General features: G+C 54.2%; 21 protein-coding genes. 14 read left to right on the top strand and 7 right to left on the bottom strand.

All coding sequences use genetic code 11. The annotated features are described in order from the left end of the window. Positions 1 to 43: 43 nt before the first annotated feature. The gene (locus CIK74_RS08585) at positions 44 to 1,414 is read right to left on the bottom strand and encodes an aspartate aminotransferase family protein (RefSeq protein ID WP_096255581.1); all 1,371 of its coding nucleotides are present in this window, start codon (positions 1,412 to 1,414) and stop codon (positions 44 to 46) included. Positions 1,415 to 1,457: 43 nt separating this feature from the next. Next, positions 1,458 to 2,966, bottom strand: a complete 1,509-nt coding sequence (locus CIK74_RS08580; protein ID WP_096255579.1) for a CoA-acylating methylmalonate-semialdehyde dehydrogenase — start codon at positions 2,964 to 2,966, stop codon at positions 1,458 to 1,460. Between the two features lie 123 nt (positions 2,967 to 3,089). Between CIK74_RS08580 and CIK74_RS08575 the strand changes: the two genes are divergently transcribed. Continuing rightward, positions 3,090 to 4,712, top strand: coding sequence for a PucR family transcriptional regulator ligand-binding domain-containing protein (locus CIK74_RS08575; RefSeq protein ID WP_170947808.1), 1,623 nt, complete (start codon positions 3,090 to 3,092; stop codon positions 4,710 to 4,712). A gap of 113 nt (positions 4,713 to 4,825) precedes the next feature. Here the strand turns inward: CIK74_RS08575 and CIK74_RS08570 are convergent, their stop codons facing one another. Continuing rightward, positions 4,826 to 6,784, bottom strand: coding sequence for an acyl-CoA dehydrogenase family protein (locus CIK74_RS08570; protein ID WP_170947807.1), 1,959 nt, complete (start codon positions 6,782 to 6,784; stop codon positions 4,826 to 4,828). 186 nt (positions 6,785 to 6,970) lie between these two features. Continuing rightward, complete coding sequence (locus tag CIK74_RS08565) at positions 6,971 to 7,642, bottom strand: helix-turn-helix domain-containing protein (RefSeq protein ID WP_096255573.1); 672 nt, start codon at positions 7,640 to 7,642, stop codon at positions 6,971 to 6,973. A 93-nt stretch (positions 7,643 to 7,735) separates the two neighbouring features. Here CIK74_RS08565 and CIK74_RS08560 point away from each other — a divergent pair, with 93 nt between their 5' ends. After that, complete coding sequence (locus CIK74_RS08560; protein WP_096255571.1) at positions 7,736 to 8,152, top strand: DoxX family membrane protein; 417 nt, start codon at positions 7,736 to 7,738, stop codon at positions 8,150 to 8,152. An 87-nt stretch (positions 8,153 to 8,239) separates the two neighbouring features. Here the strand turns inward: CIK74_RS08560 and CIK74_RS08555 are convergent, their stop codons facing one another. Next, a complete protein-coding gene (locus CIK74_RS08555) occupies positions 8,240 to 9,622 on the bottom strand; it encodes an aspartate aminotransferase family protein (protein WP_096255570.1) in 1,383 nt (460 codons plus the stop codon). After that, positions 9,619 to 10,092 carry an Lrp/AsnC family transcriptional regulator gene (locus CIK74_RS08550; RefSeq protein ID WP_096255568.1) on the bottom strand — a complete coding sequence of 158 codons (474 nt, stop codon included), beginning with the start codon at positions 10,090 to 10,092 and terminating at the stop codon, positions 9,619 to 9,621. The genes CIK74_RS08555 and CIK74_RS08550 overlap by 4 nt, the downstream gene beginning before the upstream one ends. Positions 10,093 to 10,363: 271 nt before the next feature. Between CIK74_RS08550 and CIK74_RS08545 the strand changes: the two genes are divergently transcribed. The 9 genes from CIK74_RS08545 (at position 10,364) to rpsN (ending at position 17,639) form a co-directional block, all read left to right on the top strand. Beyond that, complete coding sequence (locus CIK74_RS08545) at positions 10,364 to 11,596, top strand: spermidine/putrescine ABC transporter substrate-binding protein (protein ID WP_096255567.1); 1,233 nt, start codon at positions 10,364 to 10,366, stop codon at positions 11,594 to 11,596. A gap of 6 nt (positions 11,597 to 11,602) precedes the next feature. Next, complete coding sequence (locus CIK74_RS08540) at positions 11,603 to 12,826, top strand: spermidine/putrescine ABC transporter substrate-binding protein (RefSeq protein ID WP_096255565.1); 1,224 nt, start codon at positions 11,603 to 11,605, stop codon at positions 12,824 to 12,826. Between the two features lie 6 nt (positions 12,827 to 12,832). Continuing rightward, positions 12,833 to 13,993 carry an ABC transporter ATP-binding protein gene (locus tag CIK74_RS08535; RefSeq protein WP_096255563.1) on the top strand — a complete coding sequence of 387 codons (1,161 nt, stop codon included), beginning with the start codon at positions 12,833 to 12,835 and terminating at the stop codon, positions 13,991 to 13,993. Beyond that, a complete protein-coding gene (locus tag CIK74_RS08530; RefSeq protein ID WP_240520499.1) occupies positions 13,990 to 14,922 on the top strand; it encodes an ABC transporter permease in 933 nt (310 codons plus the stop codon). Before CIK74_RS08535 ends, CIK74_RS08530 begins: the two co-directional genes overlap by 4 nt. Before the next feature lie 9 nt (positions 14,923 to 14,931). Next, on the top strand, positions 14,932 to 15,729 hold the full coding sequence (locus tag CIK74_RS08525) for an ABC transporter permease (protein WP_096255814.1): 798 nt from the start codon (positions 14,932 to 14,934) through the stop codon (positions 15,727 to 15,729). Positions 15,730 to 16,089: 360 nt separating this feature from the next. Continuing rightward, complete coding sequence (locus CIK74_RS08520) at positions 16,090 to 16,590, top strand: MarR family transcriptional regulator (RefSeq protein WP_096255561.1); 501 nt, start codon at positions 16,090 to 16,092, stop codon at positions 16,588 to 16,590. A 331-nt stretch (positions 16,591 to 16,921) separates the two neighbouring features. After that, on the top strand, positions 16,922 to 17,158 hold the full coding sequence (gene rpmB, locus CIK74_RS08515) for a 50S ribosomal protein L28 (RefSeq protein ID WP_096255559.1): 237 nt from the start codon (positions 16,922 to 16,924) through the stop codon (positions 17,156 to 17,158). Between the two features lies 1 nt (position 17,159). Further along, positions 17,160 to 17,330: a 50S ribosomal protein L33 gene (gene rpmG, locus CIK74_RS08510; RefSeq protein WP_054821834.1), complete on the top strand. Its 171-nt coding sequence runs from the start codon at positions 17,160 to 17,162 to the stop codon at positions 17,328 to 17,330. A gap of 3 nt (positions 17,331 to 17,333) precedes the next feature. Further along, positions 17,334 to 17,639, top strand: a complete 306-nt coding sequence (gene rpsN / locus CIK74_RS08505) for a 30S ribosomal protein S14 (protein WP_096255557.1) — start codon at positions 17,334 to 17,336, stop codon at positions 17,637 to 17,639. Positions 17,640 to 17,729: 90 nt separating this feature from the next. On the opposite strand, the gene CIK74_RS08500 is transcribed toward rpsN, so the two are convergent. Beyond that, on the bottom strand, positions 17,730 to 18,341 hold the full coding sequence (locus CIK74_RS08500; protein WP_096255555.1) for a DUF1992 domain-containing protein: 612 nt from the start codon (positions 18,339 to 18,341) through the stop codon (positions 17,730 to 17,732). 105 nt (positions 18,342 to 18,446) lie between these two features. On the opposite strand from CIK74_RS08500, the gene CIK74_RS08495 reads away from it, so the two are divergent. The 3 genes from CIK74_RS08495 (at position 18,447) to CIK74_RS08485 (ending at position 20,470) form a co-directional block, all read left to right on the top strand. Further along, the gene (locus CIK74_RS08495) at positions 18,447 to 19,442 is read left to right on the top strand and encodes an SDR family NAD(P)-dependent oxidoreductase (RefSeq protein WP_096255553.1); all 996 of its coding nucleotides are present in this window, start codon (positions 18,447 to 18,449) and stop codon (positions 19,440 to 19,442) included. A 170-nt stretch (positions 19,443 to 19,612) separates the two neighbouring features. After that, positions 19,613 to 19,897, top strand: a complete 285-nt coding sequence (locus tag CIK74_RS08490; protein ID WP_096255551.1) for an HU family DNA-binding protein — start codon at positions 19,613 to 19,615, stop codon at positions 19,895 to 19,897. Positions 19,898 to 20,185: 288 nt separating this feature from the next. After that, positions 20,186 to 20,470 carry an HU family DNA-binding protein gene (locus tag CIK74_RS08485; RefSeq protein ID WP_096255549.1) on the top strand — a complete coding sequence of 95 codons (285 nt, stop codon included), beginning with the start codon at positions 20,186 to 20,188 and terminating at the stop codon, positions 20,468 to 20,470. Positions 20,471 to 20,521: the final 51 nt, after the last annotated feature.

Below are 20,521 nucleotides of genomic sequence, written 5' to 3'. Positions count from 1 at the left end.
GAAACACAATATGTGCTTCCTCCGGGCCTGATATTGCTCATCGCTAGACGGTTACAAACTTGTCCGCGACAAAGAGCGCCTGCTCCAGACGATCGAGTGCCTCGATAAGAACCTCGTCGGGAATGTTCATGGCCGGAACCACGTGCAGCCGGTTGAAGTTTGCGAACGGCAACAAACCGGCTGCCTTGGCCGCCGCGACGACTTCATTCATTTCAGCTGACGAGCCACCGTAGGCCGCTAATGGCTCACGAGTTTCACGATTCTTCACCAGCTCAATGGCCCAGAACACTCCGGTGCCACGAACCTCGCCGACCGACGGATGGTCGGCATAGAAACGTTCGAGACGGGGACCAATGATTTCCTCGCCTAGACGCTTCGCGTTAGCGATCATATTTTCGTCTTCCATTGCGGTGATGGTCGCCACCGCCGCAGCGCAGGCCAGTGGGTGCCCGGAATATGTCAGGCCTCCAGGGTACTGACGCTCGCGGAAGGTCTCATAGATCGCCTCACTGATCGCCACACCACCTAGTGGAACATAGCCGGAGTTCACTCCCTTGGCGAAGGTCAACAGATCTGGGGTGACATCCCAGTGATTAACCGCGAACCATTCACCGGAACGTCCAAAGCCTGCCATGACCTCATCGGCGATGTAAACGATCCCGTATTTACGGGTCAACTCCCATACCCCCGCCAAGTAACCTGCCGGTGGCAGGTATATTCCGGCGGTGCCGGGAATCGATTCGAGGATTAGCGCGCCGATAGTCGAGGCACCTTCCAAGATGATGGTGTCTTCCAAGTGCTTCAGGGCCCGCTCGGTTTCCTCGGCTTCGGTGGTTGAACCAAAGTAGGAACGGTAGGGGTAAGCAGGGAAGAAGTGCACTACCCCGTCGGTGGCATGATCCGATGCATGACGACGTGGATCTCCGGTCGCGTTCACCGCGAGGTGAGTGCCGCCATGATAGGAACGGTAGGCGGAAAGCACCTTGTGTTTCCCGGTGTGCAGCCGTGCCATGCGAATGGCGTGTTCTACCGCATCGGCTCCACCGTTGGTAAAGAAGATCCGGTTCAAATCACCTGGGGTTCGTTCGGCGATGAGCCGGGCTGCCTCGGAACGTGCGTCGTTAACATGCTGCGGGGCAATCGTTACGATCTTGCCCGCCTGCTCTTGAATGGCTGTGATGACCTTGGGGTGCTGGTGACCAATATTTGTGTTCACTAGCTGACTGGAAATATCGATCAGTTGGCGTCCTTCGCCATCCCAGACATAAGAGTCCTGAGTTTTCAGGATGGTCATCGGAGCGAAGGGCCCCTGGGCCTGCCACGAATGGAATACGTGGTCGCGGTCCAGCTGGTAGGCACGCTTGCCTGCCTCAATCTCTTCCACCGAAATTTCGGTGGTGAGCTGCTCGGTCATGAATCTAGTTCTTTCTACTGGAACCACTGAGAAGGGATGCGGACTAATCGTTCTGCGGGAAGCCGAGGTTGATGCCACCGTGGCTCGGATCAAGCCAACGCTTAGTGACGACCTTGTTGCGGGTGAAGAACTTGAAGCCCTCCGGACCGTACGCATGCTGGTCACCGAACAACGAGGCTTTCCAACCACCGAAGGAGTGGTAACCCACCGGTACCGGGATAGGCACGTTGACGCCGACCATGCCAACCTGAATTTCGTTCTCAAAACGTCTGGCGGCGCCACCGTCATTGGTGAAGATCGCGGTGCCATTGCCGTACTTCGAAGCGTTGATCAGGTCGATACCTTCGTTGAAGGTTTCTACCCGAACTACCGACAGGACTGGGCCGAAGATTTCATCGGTGTAGATGGACATATCGGTACCGACCTTGTCGAACAGGGTTGGGTGCAGGAAGAATCCGTTACCGTCGGCATCTAGCTGTCCGGTGCGACCATCAACTACCAGCTCCGCGCCGGAGCTAATGCCTTGCTCGATGTATCCGGCGACCTTGTCACGGTGTTCACCGGTGATCAGCGGACCCATATCGCAACCACGTGTTCCATCGCCTACGCGCAACTTCTTGGCACGTTCGGCAATTTTAGCGACTAGTTCATCGGCAATGGTTTCCAGTGCAACCACTACGGAAATCGCCATGCAACGCTCACCGGCGGCGCCGAATCCGGCGTTCACCGCCATATCAGCTGCTAGATCTAGATCTGCATCTGGCAACACGAGCATGTGGTTCTTCGCTCCACCGAAGGCCTGAACACGCTTGCCGTGGGAGGTACCCGTGGAGTAAACGTACTGAGCGATAGGGGTGGAGCCAACGAAAGATACGGTATCCACGCGTGGGTCGGTCAACAAGGTATCCACTGATTCCTTATCGCCATGGACAACGTTTAGTACCCCCTCGGGTAGGCCAGCTTCTGCGAAGAGTTCTGCCATCCACTGTGCAGCCGTAGGATCCTTTTCCGAAGGCTTGAGAACAACGGTGTTACCGGAGGCGATGGCTACCGGGAAGAACCAGAGGGGAACCATTGCAGGGAAGTTGAATGGCGAGATGATGGCGGAGACGCCTACCGGCTGACGCAGGGACTGAACATCCACGCCGGTGGAAGCGTTCTCGGAGTATTCGCCCTTGAGCAGGTAAGGGGCGTTGCAGCACAGCTCGACAATTTCCATGCCACGGGCAATTTCGCCCAATGCGTCGTCCAGCACCTTGCCGTGTTCGGCGGTGATAATGGCTGCCAGTTCACCCTTACGTTCGGCAAGCAACTGACGGTAGTTGAACATGATGGCGGTGCGGCGAGCCAGTGAGGTGTCACGCCACTTCGGGAATGCTTCGCGTGCGGAGGCGATTGCGGCCTCGGTGGTGTTCTTCGAAGCGAGAGCCACCTCGCGCGCTACTTCACCGGTAGCTGGATTGTAGACCTTGGCGGTGCGGGTATCGCCCTCACCGGTGAATGGAGCGTTGTTAACCCAGTGCTGCAGAGTTTCGGTGACAGTAGTCGTCATGGATCTTCCCTTCAAAGCGTGAATTGATATCTGACTCCATCTTGCGTCACCAATATGACTGACGACACATGCAATGTGTCATGATTTAGTAAGTAATACTTACGCTCTGTAAAGGTGTGAATGATGAGTACAAGAACCGCGGGGTCTTTGACCATGGGTGATGTCTTGGCTTTGCCGGTAGTTCAAGACGCGGATCCGCTGGTTCTCTCCGGGGAGAAAAATCTAGATGTGAACCTTCGTTGGGTCCATGTCACCGAATCGGCAGACAACGTTGATCTGCTCTTTGGACGCGAAGTGGTGCTGACGACCTTACGCAATGTGGAACCAACAGCGCAACGATTGCGTTCGTTTATGAGTCAACTTGCCCAAGCTGGTGCCGCCGGGGTGATTGTGGAACTTTTAGTTGACTCAGGGAATCCGAACTCTCGGCTGGCAAAACATTTAGCCGACGCCGTACAGGGGCTAGAACTACCGGTAATCCACCTGCGTAAAAAGGTACGTTTTGTGCAGATCACCGAGGTCATCCACGAACGGCTTGTTTCCGAGCAACTGGCCGCCGTGCAGTTCTCTCGCAACGTCCACGAAATCTACACCGAACTATCGCTCAATGAAGCTGATGAGCAACGCATCGTGGAACGCACCTCCGAACTACTTGGTGCTCCGGTAGTCCTCGAAGACGTACGCCACCACGTGCTGGCTCACGCTGGAGCCGGGTACGGTGCCGAATCGGTGCTGGCACATTGGATGAACCGCTCAAAATTTGTTGGCTACGCGGAACAAACCGGGCGAGGGCACGGCACCGAAAACTGGCTGCAAACCCCGGTAGGCGCGGTGCGTAACCGTTGGGGCCGGTTAATCGTCCCGGATGAACTAGACGATGAACATAACGCAGCCCTGGTTCTTGAACGTGCCGGACAGACACTCACTATCGCCCGGCTATCCGGGCGTGACCAACGTGAATTGCTCTATCAAGCACGCACCTCGATGATGCATGAGCTACAACAACATCATTCATATACGGACAAAGAAGTCGCTGTCCGCGCCCAATCTCTCGGCTTAGATAACGGATCGCACTATGTACCACTAGTCATCGCCCTTGCCGAAGCTGAAAATTACAGCCCCACAGACCTGCAACTTCGCGAACGAGAAGTGTTGGAAGTGATTGACCAAGTGGCAGAAAACATGCGAGTAGGAGTACTTGCAGGCTCCCTGCGCTCTGGGTGCCTTGCAGTCATTGTGCCGGTATCCGCCAAACAACTGGTAGCCAACGCCTTGCAACGTTTTACCCGCCAACTCACCGAAATGCTCACTACGCACATTGCCATCGGGGTCGCAGCGGAGGAGATCAGCATTGCTGCTAGCGCTCGCCGGTTAGAAGAGGCCGCACACGTGGCCGAGATTGTCCCTAACCTTCCCACCCGCGCCCGTCCCTATTATCGTTTTGCGGATCTGCGTCTACGCGGAGTACTTTCTGCCATGGGGCAGGATGCACGAATGAGAAGTTTCGCGCTCACCGAACTATCTGGATTGCTTTCCCCAATGGACACAGATGGACTTGAACTGCTGGAGCTGTTTCTTAACCATGGGGGCAACAAGAGCACCTTAGCTAAGGAAAGCTACCTATCTCGTCCCACGCTTTACGCCCGGCTGACGAAACTGGAAGACAAGCTTGGCGTTTCGCTGGGAACCGCCGAGTCTAGGGCGAGCCTGCAAGTTGCGTTGCTTTGGTACCGAATGCATGGATAACAGCAAAACCAGGCTTCGCAGCTGCGAGAAATGCCGAGGGAGACCTCGGGGTTCCGTTGAGCGTCGCCCTATTCGTGCAGCAGATTTTCCCAAAGCTAATCTCCGCTCGGGGTTCATGCTTCAGTGCTATACGGTTTGCGTGCATCTGGCATGCTCTGTGTTGACCACTCAGCGATCCATGGACCGGTATTTTCGGAAACATCGCGCACGCCGTCCTCTAACCATTCAAAATCTCCGTTCAAGAGTTTTGACGCAACTTGTTCATCACGGTGGGTGGTGTTGTTCCACAAGTGCCTAAAATGTTCTTCGCATCGTTTGGTTGCTTGTTCACAGAACGCTTGTGCGAGCGTCTCTGCGGAGAATCTTTCGGGTGCTCCAGCCTCATGCAAGGACAAGGTCTTAGTGATTGTTGCTGCCATTGCAAAAAGCTCGGCACCGATATCAACGATGTGGCCAAGGAAAACTTGTTGTTTATCCATACCGGCCTGCCAGCGCGCCATCCCAGCAAAAGTTTGCCGTGCCAAGCGTCTGGAGCTGCGTTCAATAAAGCGTAGGTGCTTGGCCAGTGGGCCTTGATCCGAGAATGATCCGGGCACGGTTCCGGCTCCGACCATAAGTTTGGGTAACCACCGGGCGTAGAAGCCGGATGCATCAACGGCGGCTCGGGCTTTATCCTCAAGACTGGAACCAGCCTGTGCCAGAGCTCCTGCTGCTTGCAAGTGTGCGTCCACCGCTTCGCGGGCAATCAGTAGATGCATGATTTCGGTAGAACCTTCGAAGATTCGGTTAATACGTAAATCGCGCAGTAGCTGTTCGGCGGGCACCGCTCGTTCTCCACGGGCGGCTTGGGAGGCAGCCGTTTCGTATCCACGACCGCCACGGATCTGAATTAGCTCATCAACAATTTTGCAAGAGACCTCGGAACTGTAGAGCTTGGCGAGAGCTGCTTCGATTCGGACATCTTTCATGCCTGCGTCTGCCAGGCTCGCGCTCAGCTCGAAGACCGCCTCCAGAGCGTAGGTGCTTGCTGCCATATAGGAAAGCTTGGCGGCAACTGCTTGGTGCTTACCTACGGGTAGACCCCATTGCACTCGGGCTGCTGACCATTCACGAGCAATTTTGGTGGACCATTTTCCTGCTCCTGCGCACATGGCAGGAATCGACAATCGACCGGTATTTAAGGTGCTCAGCGCAATTTTCAGCCCGGAACCCTCACGGCTTAATCGATTTTCTACCGGAACACGCACCGCAGAGAACCGTGTCACGCCATTTTCGATTCCACGCAGTCCCATGAAAGCGTTGCGATTTTCTACGGTGATGCCGGCGCTGTTTGCCTCCACGATAAAAGCGGTAATCCCGCCCTTGCCTGCGGGTTCGGCTCCTTGAGTCTCATGTGGTTTGACTAGCGCCATGACGACGAGTAAGTCGGCGACTACACCATTGGTGGTCCAGAGCTTGGACCCTTCCACAACGTAGTGGGTTCCGTCCTCGCTGAGCGTGGCGTAAGTACCTAGTCTGGCTGGATCAGAGCCCACATCATTTTCGGTGAGTAGGAATGCGCTGATCTCGCCGGCCGCACAACGCGGAAGATAGGTGCGTTTTTGTTCTGACGTTCCAAAACTTTTGACCGGTTCTGGTACACCGATTGATTGGTGAGCCGAAAGTAATGCACCAATGGCTGGGGAGACCGAACCTACTCGCATTAAAGCCCGCCCGTAATCAAGCAAGCTCAGCTCCAATCCGCCGTATTCTTCGGGGATCTTCATTCCAAAGGCGCCCACCTCGCGTAGCGCTTTGATGTATTCGGCGGGGATGCGGGCAGCTTCTTCGATGCGCGATGCGTCGAACCCATCGAGCACAGCAATTAGTTGCGCAAGGAATTTTTCGCCACGTGCGGCGGATTGGGCATCTTGAACTGGAATGGGGGTGATCAGCGAAAAGTCCACGTCGCCCATGTAGATACCTTTGGCGAAACTGGGACGTTCCCACGTCTGTTCACGGGAGGCCTCGGCAACTTCTCGGGCGCTGGCCGCGTCAACATTGGTACTAACGGGTTCCGGGTTCGGGCTCATGGCAGATCCTTTGCATTCCAGGCGTTGTTGCCCTGGTGGCATGCTCGCCTGACCACTGGTGGCCCAAGCCTAGCGCTGATTCTGCGGAGAGGATAGAGAAGAACGAAACCCCTGCAAAGACCGAGGTAAGCAACAGCGGTCGCGGGGCAGTAACCGTTTCTGTGCTCGGCAAGAATTTCTGGGCGACTATTTATTGGATGTGGGGTCCAACCTCACGCAACAGTGCCCAGCTTCAGGTGATACCGGACAAGGCTGATAAGGGGCGCCGCTGGTTTCTACGACGGCCCCAAGAAGTTCTCGGTTCATCATGCATACGGTGTCCGCGAATTGTGCGGATAGCTGATGGAAAGGGCAATCGGTCAGATGAATTGAGCCAGCCTTGTCAGTCTCGGGGAGATATCCGCCTTTTGTGAGCATCTGGTCCAGAGACTCATTGGAGGTTGCTAAGGCTTGGCCTGACTCGCGGGATACCTCGGCGAGCAATTCATTGACCGGACGTTGCTCTCGTGTGGCACGTTCGATGGCCTGTGCCATGATGTGGGCAGCCAACGTGTATTCGCGGTGTGGGACGCTGGCTTCAATTTCCTGGGTGACCAGCGAATACAGTTTTGAAGGCCGGCCGGAGCCGGGGCCGCTAGTCTCACCGAGTTTTCGGAATTCGTAGGTCAGCAGTCCCTCTTTCGCTAAGCGTTCAAGCTGAAAGGACACGGTATTTCTGGGCAGATCTAGTGCTTGGGCGACCGCGTCACGGCTAGCTGGCTCGGTGGTGCGGCGCAGATATTCATAGATTTTTGCCCGCAAAGGATCGGCCAATGCCGAGACGGCGTGGACCGAACGTTTTCGAGAAAAGAGTTGCATAGAGACAGTCTAAATCTAAAGTTGGCATTTGTTGACTTAGAAGCTTACTGGTTCTAAAGTTGTGATTACTACTTTTAGAAAGGAGGGGTCAGCATGTCTTCAATAACAGCTGGATCCTCAGAGTTGCGGTCGCAGGCGTTGGAGCACCAAGCATTCTTGTTGTTGCGAACCATCTTCACGGTGGCGCCGATCTTGTTTGGGCTGGACAAGTTTTTCAACTTGCTCACCGATTGGACCCATTGCCTCGCACCGCTGGCAACTGACATCATCCCGGTGTCGCCAGAATTGTTTATGTACGCCGTAGGCGTTGTGGAAATTGCGGCCGGTATCTTGGTGGCGTTGCGCCCGAAGCTCGGTTCGGTGGTGGTGAGCCTCTGGTTGTTGGGGATCATCGTGAACTTGCTGATACTTCCTGGCTACTTTGACGTCGCATTGCGTGACTTCGGCTTGTTGATCGGAGCGTTGGCGTTGAATCGTCTGGCCTCGGCCCGAACGGCACTGCAGCGCTAAATTTCCGCAGAAAAATAAAGCTGGCAGCCGCCTCCCTGTGGGGGAGGCGACCGCCAGCTTTGTTGCTTGAAAATATCTGAAACTTCGCTAGATCTTATTTGCCGCTTCTTTGAGAACTGAGCGCAGGATCGATTCGATCTGATCAAATTCTGGTTGCTCGATGGTCAGTGGTGGAGCCAGCTGAATCACCGGATCGCCGCGATCATCTGCGCGGCAGTACAGCCCTGCTTCCCACAGTGCAGGGGAGAGATACTGACGCAGCAACCTTTCGGATTCCTCATCGTTAAAGGTTTCTTTGGTGTTCTTGTCCCTGACCAGTTCAATTCCGTAGAAGTAGCCAGCCCCGCGCACGTCGCCCACGATATCGAGGTCCTTGAGCTTATCTAGCGTCGCTTTGAAGTTATCGGCATTGTTCTTGACGTTATCGTTGAGCCCCTCGCGCTCAAAAATATCAAGGTTCGCCATCGCCACGGCCGCAGCCACCGGATGGCCGCCAAAGGTGTAACCATGGTAAAAAGTGGTGTCGCCCGTGGTGAATGGCTCAAAGAGCTTGTCTGAAACCACCATGACACCTAATGGAACATACCCACTGGTCAGTGCCTTGGCCGAGGTGATGATGTCCGGGACGTAGCCGAAGTCGTTACACGCGAACATCGAACCGATGCGGCCAAAGGCGCAAATAGTCTCGTCTGAGACGAGCAAGACATCGTACTCGTCACAGATCTCGCGGACACGATCAAAATAGCCAGGAGGTGGTGGGAAACAGCCGCCGGAATTCTGAACGGGTTCCAAGAACACCGCAGCGACGGTATCAGCACCTTCAAATTCAATGGCCTCACGAATTCTCTCCGCAGCCCAGAGCCCGAAGTCTTTTTCGTTGTCGGCAAACATTTCCGGAGCCCGGTAGAAGTTAGTGTTTGGAACTCGAAAGGTTCCCGGAACCAGCGGCTCAAACGGAGTCTTCATATCCGGCAGGGAAGTAATCGCCAGAGCACCCTGCGGGGTTCCGTGGTAGGCCAAAGCCCTGGAAATAACTTTCGTTTTTCCCGGGAACCCTTTCATCTTAAAATGCTGTTTGGCCAGTTTGAAAGCCGATTCAACTGCTTCGCCTCCACCGGTGGTGAAGAAGACTCGGTTGAGATCTCCTGGGGCATAGTGCGCTAGGCGTTCGGCGAGATCAATTGCAGGCTCGTGGGCGTATGACCATAGAGGCATAAAAGCCAATTTTTCTGCCTGTTTTGCTGCCGCTTCGGCTAGTTCCGCACGCCCGTGCCCGGCGTTCACAACAAAGAGCCCGGAGAGCCCATCGATATATTCTTTGCCTTGATCGTCATAGATCTTATGTCCACTACCGCGGGAAATAATTGGCACGGTCCCACCATTGTGAAGGCCTGAATGACGTGCCATGTGCATCCATAGATGGTCGCGGGCAGCTTGCTGTCGATCGGTACCGCGTGGAGTTTTACTCATCGTGTTCCCCAGTTGTATTCCTGTTTTTTCAGTGAAAGATACGTATATGTACTAGTGCTGACAACGCCTTCGGTGCCGCGAATTTTACTGATTACGCGCAAGAGGTCCTCGTCGCTGGTGCAAATTACTTCGGCCAGGATGTCGGCGCTTCCCGCGGTCACTACGCAGTAGTCCACCTCGGGTACTTCTGCGATTCGATCTGCCGTGGCGTTAATGTCGCTTGAGGCGATTATTCCGATCATCGCCTGCCGGGTGAACCCCAGCTCCAATGGATTGGTTACCGCAACGATTTGCATGGCTCGACTGTCCACCAATTTCTGCACGCGCTGACGAACCGCGGCCTCGCTGAGGCCCACTGCTTTGCCGATGGCTGCATAGGAGCGTCGCCCATCCTCTTGCAGTTGCTCGATGATTTCTTTAGAAATTTCGTCGATAGTCGCCGCTACGTGATTATGCGGTGGCAGGGTCATCCGTTATCGACCTCCCGGGTCTTTCGATGCATAGGCGCCACCCAAAAACTGTCGTCGTTTTGGGTATAGCACCGACCATACATCTACTGATCCAGTTGCGAAAGGGGTAATTTTTTATTGTTTCCAGCATTAGAAACACAGATTTAACATCGATACTTGTGTGAATCTCTTGTTTCGCTGGCGGAGAGCTGACATTATGAACGTCATTGATATCTTGTGTGGCGCGTCACAGTCGCCAAACTGTTTGAGCCCTCAATGTTAGGACGGAATCATGTCTCCTCAGCGACGACAACTACCTGAAGATCCACAGATCCGCGCACTGGTCCAAGCGATGAGCCAACGCTCAATGTCACGCCGCGGAGTTCTGGGAGCTGCTGGCGCTTTGGGATTGGGTGGTCTTTTGGCAGCCTGCGGAACCGGCGGCAAAAGTGGTGGAAGTTCAGCGTCAGCAGTCAGCGTCAAAGACATTTCCGATACCGATCCGACGGTGAACTGGGCAAACTGGACGCTGTACCTTGACTATGACGAGAAGAGCAAAAGCTACCCGACTCTTGACCAGTTCAAAGAGCAGACTGGTATCAGCGTTAATTACGTTGAAGACATTGATGGAAACGACACCTACTATGGCAAAGTCCAAGGGCAGCTCAAAGCGGGTCAAGATATTGGTCAGGACCTCATCACGCTTACCGACTGGATGGCCGGACGCATCATTCGTCAGGGGTACACCCAAGAACTTGACCACGCAAACATCCCGAACCTTGCAAATCTTTTGCCTGATCTGAAAGATGTTGACTTCGATCCAGGCCGCAAGAACTCGATCACCTGGCAGACCGGCTACGCCGGAATCGCCTGGAACAAAAAGAAGTTCCCCAAGGGGCTGAAAAATGTTTCAGACCTTTGGGACCCAGCACTCAAGGGGCGGGTCACCGTGCTCGACGAAATGCGCGACACTATGGGGTTGCTGATGCTTGACCATGGGGTAGATATCACCGGTCAATGGGGTGAGAACGAATTCGGTACCGCCCTAGAAGATCTGCGCAAGAACATTGGAAATGGTCAGATCCGCCAGGTCAAGGGCAATTCGTACAAGTCGGATTTCATCTCTGGTGATGCTATCGCAGGCATTGTTTGGTCCGGAGACATAGTGCAGATGAACTTTGAAAATGATGACCAATGGGAATTTGTGATTCCCGAGGCCGGCGGCACGCTGTGGAGCGATAACTTGATGGTTCCTATCGCTTCGCCACGTAAAGCTAATGCCGAGAAGCTGATCAATTTCTACTACGAACCGAAGGTGGCCGCGGAGGTCGCCGCCTATGTGAACTTTATTTGTCCCGTCATCGGAGCCAAAGAAGAGATGGAAAAAATTGATCCGAGCCTGGTGGATAACCCACTAATTTTCCCAACAGAAGATGACCTCAGCCATGCTCATGTCTTCCGAGCCTTGGACGCCGAGGAAGAAACTACCCTCGGTAGCGAATTCCAAAGCGCGATTGGAGCCTAAGAATATATGTCACGCCAACGTGCCCTTAACGATCAACGGATGAAACTCTCCCAAGCTATTGGGCAAGCTCAGGCGAGTCGTCGAGGGGTACTCGCCGGCGCTGCCGGCCTCGCGCTAGCTGGATTGCTCACCGCTTGCGGCACTAAGGGTGCCAGTAGTTCCCCCGCGGCTTCATTAGCTCCCGCGACAGATCTTTCTGACACCGAAAAACTCGTTCGTTGGGCCAACTGGACACTGTATTTGGACTATGACGACAAGGCGAAAAACTACCCAACCTTGCAACAATTTAAGAAGTCCTCTGGCCTGGACGTGAAATACGTCGAAGACATTGACTCCAACGATTCTTATTACGGCAAAGTGCAATCTCAACTTGCGGCCGGACAAGACATCGGTCAGGACCTGATCGTGCTGACCGACTGGATGACCGAACGCGTGATGCGTCTGGGATACGCACAAGAACTAGACCACGCAAATATTCCAAATATCAAAAATCTGCTCCCCGAGTTGAAAGATGTTCGCTTTGATCCAGGACGTACGAAATCACTAACCTGGCAGTCGGGTTACACCGGTCTGGTGTGGAACAAGGAAGCCTTCCCCACAGGACTACGAAACGTCGAAGACCTGTGGAGTCCAGAACTCAAGGGGCGGGTGACGCTTTTGGACGAAATGCGTGACACGATTCCGATTCTCCTACTTGACCAAGGCATAGATATCGCCGGCCAATGGGGACAGGACGAATTCGCCGGAGCTTTAGAAATACTCGATAAAAACATTCAGAACGGCCAAATCAGACAGGTCAAGGGCAACTCGTATAAGCAGGATCTTATTTCCGGCGATGCGCTAGCAGGAATCGCCTACTCGGGGGACATTACGCAGCTGAACTACGAAGAGGGCAATAAGTGGGAGTTCATCATGCCTGAGCGTGGTGGATTGATTTGGTCAGATAACTTCACTGTTCCCATTGGAGCAACGCATAAGAAAAACGCGGAGAAGCTGATGGATTTCTATTACCAGCCGGATGTGGCCGCAGAAGTCGCTGCCTACGTGAACTATCTGTGCCCCGTGGTAGGCGCACAGCAAGAGATGGAAAAAATTGACCCGGATCTAGTCAACGATCCGTTGATCTTCCCTACCGCAGAATTCTTGAACAACGCAAGCACCGAACGAGAACTGAGCGTGGAGGAAGAAAACGACTTCCAAAACCAGTTCCAAGAAGTAATTGGGGTATAGAACGTGATGAGTGCCAACACCGCAGAAACATCCCGGAATCCCGCGGTACCGCCACGCAGCGAAGGCGCGGACCTAGAACTTAAAGGCATTACCAAGCGCTTTGCTGAGTTCATTGCAGTGAAAGACCTTGACCTCACCGTCCCTTCGGGAACTTTTTTTGCGTTATTGGGACCGTCGGGTTGTGGTAAATCGACAACTCTGCGAATGATCGCCGGATTGGATGCGCCCAGCGAAGGCGAAATTCTCATCGGGGGTAAGAACGTCACTTCGTTGCCTAGCCACCAGCGTGAAGTGAATACCGTCTTTCAGTCCTACGCTTTGTTCCCGCATATGACCGTGCTGGAAAATGTGGCCTTTGGACTCAAACGGAAAAAAGACAAGAAAGCAATGGAAAAGGCCCGGGAAGGTCTAAAAATGGTGGAGCTTGACCACCTCGCCAACCGGCGCCCCGAGCAGCTTTCAGGCGGACAACAACAGCGTGTCGCGTTGGCTAGGGCGCTAGTTAACCGTCCTCAGGTGTTGCTGCTTGACGAACCTCTCGGTGCGTTAGATATGAAGTTGCGTCGGCAGATGCAATTCGAACTCAAAGCGATTCAAACCGAGGTCGGTTTGACCTTTATCCATGTCACTCACGACCAAGAAGAAGCCATGACCATGGCTGATGTTGTTGCGGTGATGAATGAAGGACGCATCGAACAGATGGGTGCGCCTCGTGATCTCTACGAGTTGCCGAAGACAGCCTTTGTGGCCAATTTCTTAGGCAAATCAAATCTCATGCGCGCTCATGTGGTGGGGCAACAAGAAGGACTCATCGAAGCGCAAGCCGCCGGTTGCAAGGTTTTGGTTCCCGTCGAACGGGCAGTGCAGCATGAGGGTGACATCGTCATTGGTGTGCGACCAGAAAAGCTTCACCTACATCGTGAGGCACCCCAAGAATCAACGGGATACAACGAGTTGAGCGGTCAGGTCATTGATGTTTCGTTTACCGGAACCACCACGGAGTACCTGATCGAGGTGCCAGACATTGGACGGATCGGAACCTTCTCGCAGAACCGTGGGCAACAACCTGCCCAAATGGGGGATACGGTGTACCTCTCTTGGGACAGCGCTCACTCCTTTGGACTGGCCGGTGACGAGGTAGTTGATGCCGGGGTGGATCAGACATGAGCAAAATGGTGATGACCAAAAAGGGGAAAATCGCCGATTTACGTAGCGCGGAAGAGATCAAGGCAGAACGCCGCAAGGGACGTACCGGGGTATACCTCGTGGTCCCGGGGATGCTGGTCCTCTTTCTGTTCTTTGCCCTTCCGGTGATCGTACTGTTGTCGATGTCCTTATACGCCAGACCCGAAGGCGCGGAAATTGGCGAATTTGTTCCAGCCCTAGAATTTGGCAACTATGTCACGGTGCTTAGTGCGTACTGGTCCGAGCTGGTTCGTTCCTTTGGCTTCGCGCTTATTGCCACGGTACTGGCCTTACTTATTGGCTACCCCATGGCTTACTTGGTCGCGGTGCGTTTACGCCAGCATGGCTTGCTTCAAGGAATTTTGCTGGTCTTGCTGATCGCACCATTCTTCTCTAGCTTTATTCTGCGCACCCAAGCGTGGAAGCAAATCTTGGCCGATGAAGGATGGGTGGCGCAAACCTTAAAGCTGATTGCGGTTCTTCCCGCCGACGGGCATCTGACGGCAACACCCTTCGCGGTGGTAGCGGGCCTGACATATAACTTTTTGCCCTTTATGGTGCTGCCGATTTACGCGAATCTCGGTCGTTTAGACACCAGGCTCTTAGAGGCCTCGGGTGATTTATATGCCAGCCCGATGACATCATTTTTCAAAGTGACCCTGCCGCTGTCTGCCCCCGGAGTTTTTGCCGGGACGCTGCTGACCTTCATTCCGGCGGCTGGTGACTACGTGAACGCCGCACTGTTGGGCAACAACCGAAACACGACAATGATCGGGCAGGTGATCGATTCAAGATTTTTCAAGGTCATCGACTACCCGGGTGCTGCGGCACTGAGTTTCGTTTTGATGCTATCCATCCTGATACTCGTCACCCTCTATATCAGGCGTTTCGGTACCAAGGAATTGATGTAGGAGCCAATGATGAAACAAAAAATAGGGCGCTGGATCATTCCTGCTATTGGTGGGCTGGCCTTCGTCTACCTGCTGGTACCTATCGCGTATATCTTCGTGTTTTCCTTCAACGACGCCGGACGCACAAATCTAGAATGGCGCGGATTCACCTTCGACAATTGGCAAAACCCCTGTGGGGCGCCTGCCGTCTGTGAATCCTTGGTCAATTCTTTGCAGGTAGGTGTGGTGGCGACAATCGTGTCAACTGCCTTAGGCACCTGTATTGCTATCGGGTTGGTGCGGTACAAATTCCGCTTTCGTAAGCTGACCGACGTTCTCATTATTCTTCCGCTCGCCACCCCCGAGGTGGTGCTTGGAGCCTCGCTACTGGCTCAGTTCCTGAATTTAGGGTGGGAACTGGGGTACACCACGATTGTGATCGCGCATATCGTGTTCTGTATGTCTTTTGTGATTGTGACCGTGAGAGCACGTGTTTCTTCACTTGACCCACGCTTGGAAGAGGCTGCAGCCGACCTATACTCCACACCCCGAGCGGCATTCTGGAAGATTACCTTCCCTTTGCTTGTGCCGGGGATCGTGGCGGCCGCATTGTTGTCATTCGCTATGAGTTTTGATGACTTCATTATTACTAACTTCAACTCCGGCACCTTCCAGACGTTCCCAAAGTTCATCTACGTAGCCGCGACCCGCGGTATACCGGCCCAAGCAAACGTCATTGGTTCGGCAATGTTCATCGCTGCCTTGCTGGTAGTTATCGTCGGACAGGTGATGGCTTACCGACGACGCAAGCGATTAGCTCAGGGATAACATCTGTTCATGACAAGTTAAGATCCGTCGGTCCACTCAATTACCCGGACCGAGGGGTCTTTTCTTGTGTCTCGGGCTAACCCGCTGTTCACCTTCCTAGTGCAAGACAGTCAAGTGGACGAATCTCTCAATGAGGCCATATTGATTACTTGTCGATGGTGAAGGTTCCTTTTACTGGCGGGGATACCTGTGGGGCTATAGCCGCTGAACCTGATGTCTAAATTAGCTAACTCTGCATACTTAATGGGTTTGAGCCGAGCAAATTGGGTCGCGACAAGGTAGCATTCTAGCGATTAGAGTATTCCCACGAGGCAATGCGACTTACTGCCGGTGCGGTAGCGAAGGATGGTGTGAAATTACATGGGTGAACAAGTCGACTGGCTAACTGCCGAAGAACGAACGGCCTGGCTGGGACTGAACACGGTCATGTCTTTGCTCCCTGCAGCTTTAGACTCGGACCTACAAGGTCTCGAAGGAATTACACTCTTCGACTATCACATGCTGGCTATGCTCTCCGAGGCGCCAGACCGTGAACTGACCATGACGGATCTTGCTGCGCGCACCAGCGCTTCGTTGTCGCGACTGTCACATGTGGTGAAGAAATTGGAGAAGCGGGGTTGGGTGATTCGCTCACAGTCCGCCGGAGACGCGCGTGTGAAGATCGCCTCATTAACGAAGCAGGGTTGGGATGCGGTGGTCAAGATGGCACCGCATCATGTGAAAACCGTCCGCTCACTTCTTCTAGAATCCTTAGATGACAAGGACATTAAGGATCTAGCGAGGATTTCTCGCAAGGTTGTTAAGGTTTTGGACGAGGATCACTGGGTTCTTGACGAGCCGACCTCCGATTTGGCTCTCTGAGCAATCCCAGATATTCTTATAACGCGTTAATCGCGTGTTTCGTTGTGCCGCCATGATGGTGGAGCAGCGGGTACGCGTAGCCCGTAATACCGAATATCGTAACCACCTGAGTACGGGGAATTGCTCAACCGGTTACGAAGTTCACCGACTTACATACTTTAAGGCTCTTCGGTTGGTTCTCACCCAGCCTGGTTACCTTCCTAGTGTGCAGTATTAACGGTGTTTCACTGGTTGGCGGGGCTCATAACGCACTAAGTGGTGTCGTTATTTCGGTAAGGACACTGCGCGCGAGAACCGCCGAATTTTACTACTAACTAACTAAGGAGTGATCATGGCAGCTGTTTGCCAGGTAACCGGTACTACTCCGGCCTTCGGACATAGCATCTCCCACTCGCACCGTCGCAACAAGCGTCGATTCGATCCGAACATCCAGAAGAAGCGCTACTGGGTTCCGTCCCTGCGCCGCAACGTGACCTTGACCCTTTCGGTTAAGGGCATCAAGCTCATTGACGTTCGTGGTATCGATGCTGTTGTGACCGATCTACTTGCGAAGGGTGTGAAGCTCTAATATGGCAAAGAAGGATAAGGACGTACGTCCTATCATCAAGCTGAAGTCGACCGCCGGTACCGGATTCACTTACGTGACCCGCAAGAATCGTCGTAACAACCCAGACCGTATGGTTCTGAAGAAGTACGACCCTGTTGTCCGTAAGCACGTTGAATTCCGAGAGGAGCGCTAAGACATGGCCAAGAAGTCCAAGATCGCAAAGAACGAACAGCGCAAGGTCATCGTCGAGCGTTACGCTGAAAAGCGCCTCGAACTGAAGAAGACCTTGGTTGACCCGAACGCAACCGACGAAGCCCGCGAGGCTGCACGTCTGGGTCTGCAGAAGCTTCCACGCGATGCTTCGCCGATCCGCGTCCGCAACCGCGACTCGATCGACGGTCGCCCACGTGGTACCTTCCAGAAGTTCGGTATCTCCCGTGTTCGCTTCCGCGACATGGCACACCGTGGTGAGCTTCCGGGCATCACCAAGTCTTCCTGGTAAGCCTCAAAGTCTTCAGACTTTAGCTTTCTAGTACGAATGCCGTCTCAACCCTTCGGGGAGTGAGGCGGCATTCGTCGTTTAAACCGGAAACTACTTTCGCCGGGTCCACCAACGCCGCTTGGGTTCTATCGTTCTCTCCACAGGCGGCTGAACCCGGCTACCGCGGCGTTCACGCCACACTTGCAGCTCGTCATCAATATTGCGCAACTTGGTGATGACCGGGGGACCACCAAGTAGTTGACGGCGCGCCTCGACAACACGCTGGTTGAAGTCGCTCAGGTGCGCACGGACCGTTGCGGCCGTGGGCAAAGCATCCAATGTCTGCTCAAGTTGCTGATCTTCCACCCGCAAGGTCAAAGCCGGCGGACCTAATCCGCTGAGCTGTTCGCGGTGCATCATTGATTTCAGCCACCAGTCCGGATCATCGGTGGATGTAAGGTGATCAATGTTTTGACCGGACAGTGCAAGATTATCGAAGTCTCCCCGAGCGAAGGCTTCATCTAAGACGGTATTGGCTACTTCCCAAGCTTCGTCCTGTGCGTGGAACTGCAACTGTGTGCGCGGTGGACCGCTCACGCTGGGGCGACCGGTCTTCTGCGCGTATTCGTCCACCGGAACAGGTGCTTGGGGCTCGGCAACTAACTTATACCTGGCAGCTTTCAGCGCCGCCTGGTGAGCCGAGTTCTCCGGTAACTTCTCCACCCTTCCATACTGGTACCAGCACAACCTTCTGGGCAACAGGCGATGAACTGCACTTCAAAGGCAATGAGGACGCGTTGCGTGGGCAGAGCATAGTAGCGTTGAGCTATGAACGCTGAAGCCCGTGTTGGAGCCCTTGACCTCTTAGGCTACGGATCCCCGTACCCTGACGTGTACAGCAACCGCGCCAGATGGGCCGGACTCGGCAGCGGGAAAACTGCGGTCGTCACCGGCGCCAACGCTGGTTTGGGATTTTTTACCAGCCTTGCTCTGGCTGCAAGCGGTGCCCACGTAGTGCTAGCTTGCCGCAACGAGGCCAAAGCAGCACGAGCGATTGAGGCTATTGAGCACCGAGTGCCAAATGCAGAACTCGAATATTTACCTTTTGACTCGGCCTCGTTGGAATCTGCCGGTGCGCTGGGCCAAGTGCTACGCCACCGCGAGATAGATATCCTCATCGCTAACGCGGGGATTATCCGCAGCCCAGAAACACGAAGTACCGGAAGCCTAGGTTATGAGCTGACCATGGCCACAAACTTCCTCGGACACGCCCGATTGGTCGGCGAACTCGCCGAAACTTTCCGCACGCGTCCCATGAAATTTATTGGGCTGGGGTCCATCTCGACGAACATGCTGAAAAGCAATCCTGAAGACTTGGCGCTTACCGGGGGCTATCACCCCCACCGCGCCTACGCGCAGTCCAAAGCGGTGCTACAGTCTTTCACTTTGGCTTTGGACCATCGGCTCAAACAGCTTTCCTGGCCGTCGCGTTCGATTGCGGTACACCCTGGTTATTCAATTTCGGGGCTTACCCCGCAGATGCCCGGAATCAACGAACCGGCCTACCTCAAGCGCTTTCAAGGCCAGCTTCAGGCGAGTTTCGCGCAGGGCAAACACGAAGGCGCAGTCAACATTGTGGAAGCGGCGTTGAACCGCGGCGTCGAGCAGAGTCCCCGGGGAACCTATATTGGTCCAAAATTTCTTTCAAAAGGTGAATCTGTACTAGCCAGACCCGCAAAAATAACCCGGCAGAAGCGACTTATGGACCCTGTATGGAAAGTTTTTGTTGAAGCAAATCGTGGAGTAGATCCATTCAGAATTTGAGCCACCGTGAACTTTCACACCTCGAAAGATCGCCGATTTTCATCAAAAACCGCGGAACTGTGCGCTTATCGTCGGTAAATGCTGGTAAGTTCTCTCAAGTAAGCCCGTGCGAGCGTGCGGCATCCAAATCCCGAACGGGGTGAGGATCACTAGTCCAGGAGGACCACACATTGGCTATGAACCGTAGCGAACTTGTTGCCGCTGTTGCAGCTAAGACCGAAAACTCCCAGGTTGCCGTCAACGGTGTACTGGATGCTGTTTTTGAGGTATTCGTTGACCAGATTTCCCAGGGCGAGAAGGTTTCGATCCCAGGTTGGTTGGCAGTGGAGCGCACCGATCGTGCAGCACGCACCGGCCGTAACCCACAGACCGGCGAAGCTATCCAGATTCCAGCTGGCCACTCGGTCAAGCTGACCGCTGGTTCGAAGCTGAAGGCTGCTGTCGCCAAGAAGTAAGGCCACAGCGCAATTTATGCGTTGCAAAGACCCGTTACCCGAACCCTGTTCGCGGTAACGGGTCTTTGTCGTTAAGTACCAATTTCTTAGTATTTGTCTCCCTTGAGCATCAAAAACCGACCGTCTAACGTGTAGAACCGCAAAATGTTGAGAAAATCCCGGGAATTCGCACGTTTTCGCGCGTTTTCGGGGCAAAGGTTTGATATGTTCTCACTGGTAAGTCCGTGCGACCGCGCGGCGTCCGTGGCTCTGTCGGGTCATGGATCACTAGTCCAGGAGGACCACACATTGGCTATGAACCGTAGCGAACTTGTTGCCGCAGTAGCAGCTAAGACCGAAAACTCCCAGGTTGCCGTCAACGGTGTGCTTGACGCCCTGTTCGAAGTTTTCGTTGATCAGATTTCCCAGGGTGAGAAGGTTTCGATCCCAGGTTGGTTGGCAGTGGAGCGCACCGATCGTGCAGCACGCACCGGCCGTAACCCACAGACCGGCGAAGCTATCCAGATTCCAGCTGGCCACTCGGTCAAGCTGACCGCTGGTTCGAAGCTGAAGGCTGCTGTTTCAAAGAAGTAGTCCCCAGATCTTTGGCATGGGCCCGATTCTCGAAAGGGAGTCGGGCTTTTG

This window comes from Glutamicibacter sp. BW77, assembly GCF_002332285.1.
Lineage (GTDB): Bacteria > Actinomycetota > Actinomycetes > Actinomycetales > Micrococcaceae > Glutamicibacter > Glutamicibacter bergerei.
This window is presented reverse-complemented; position numbering and strand designations above follow the sequence as displayed.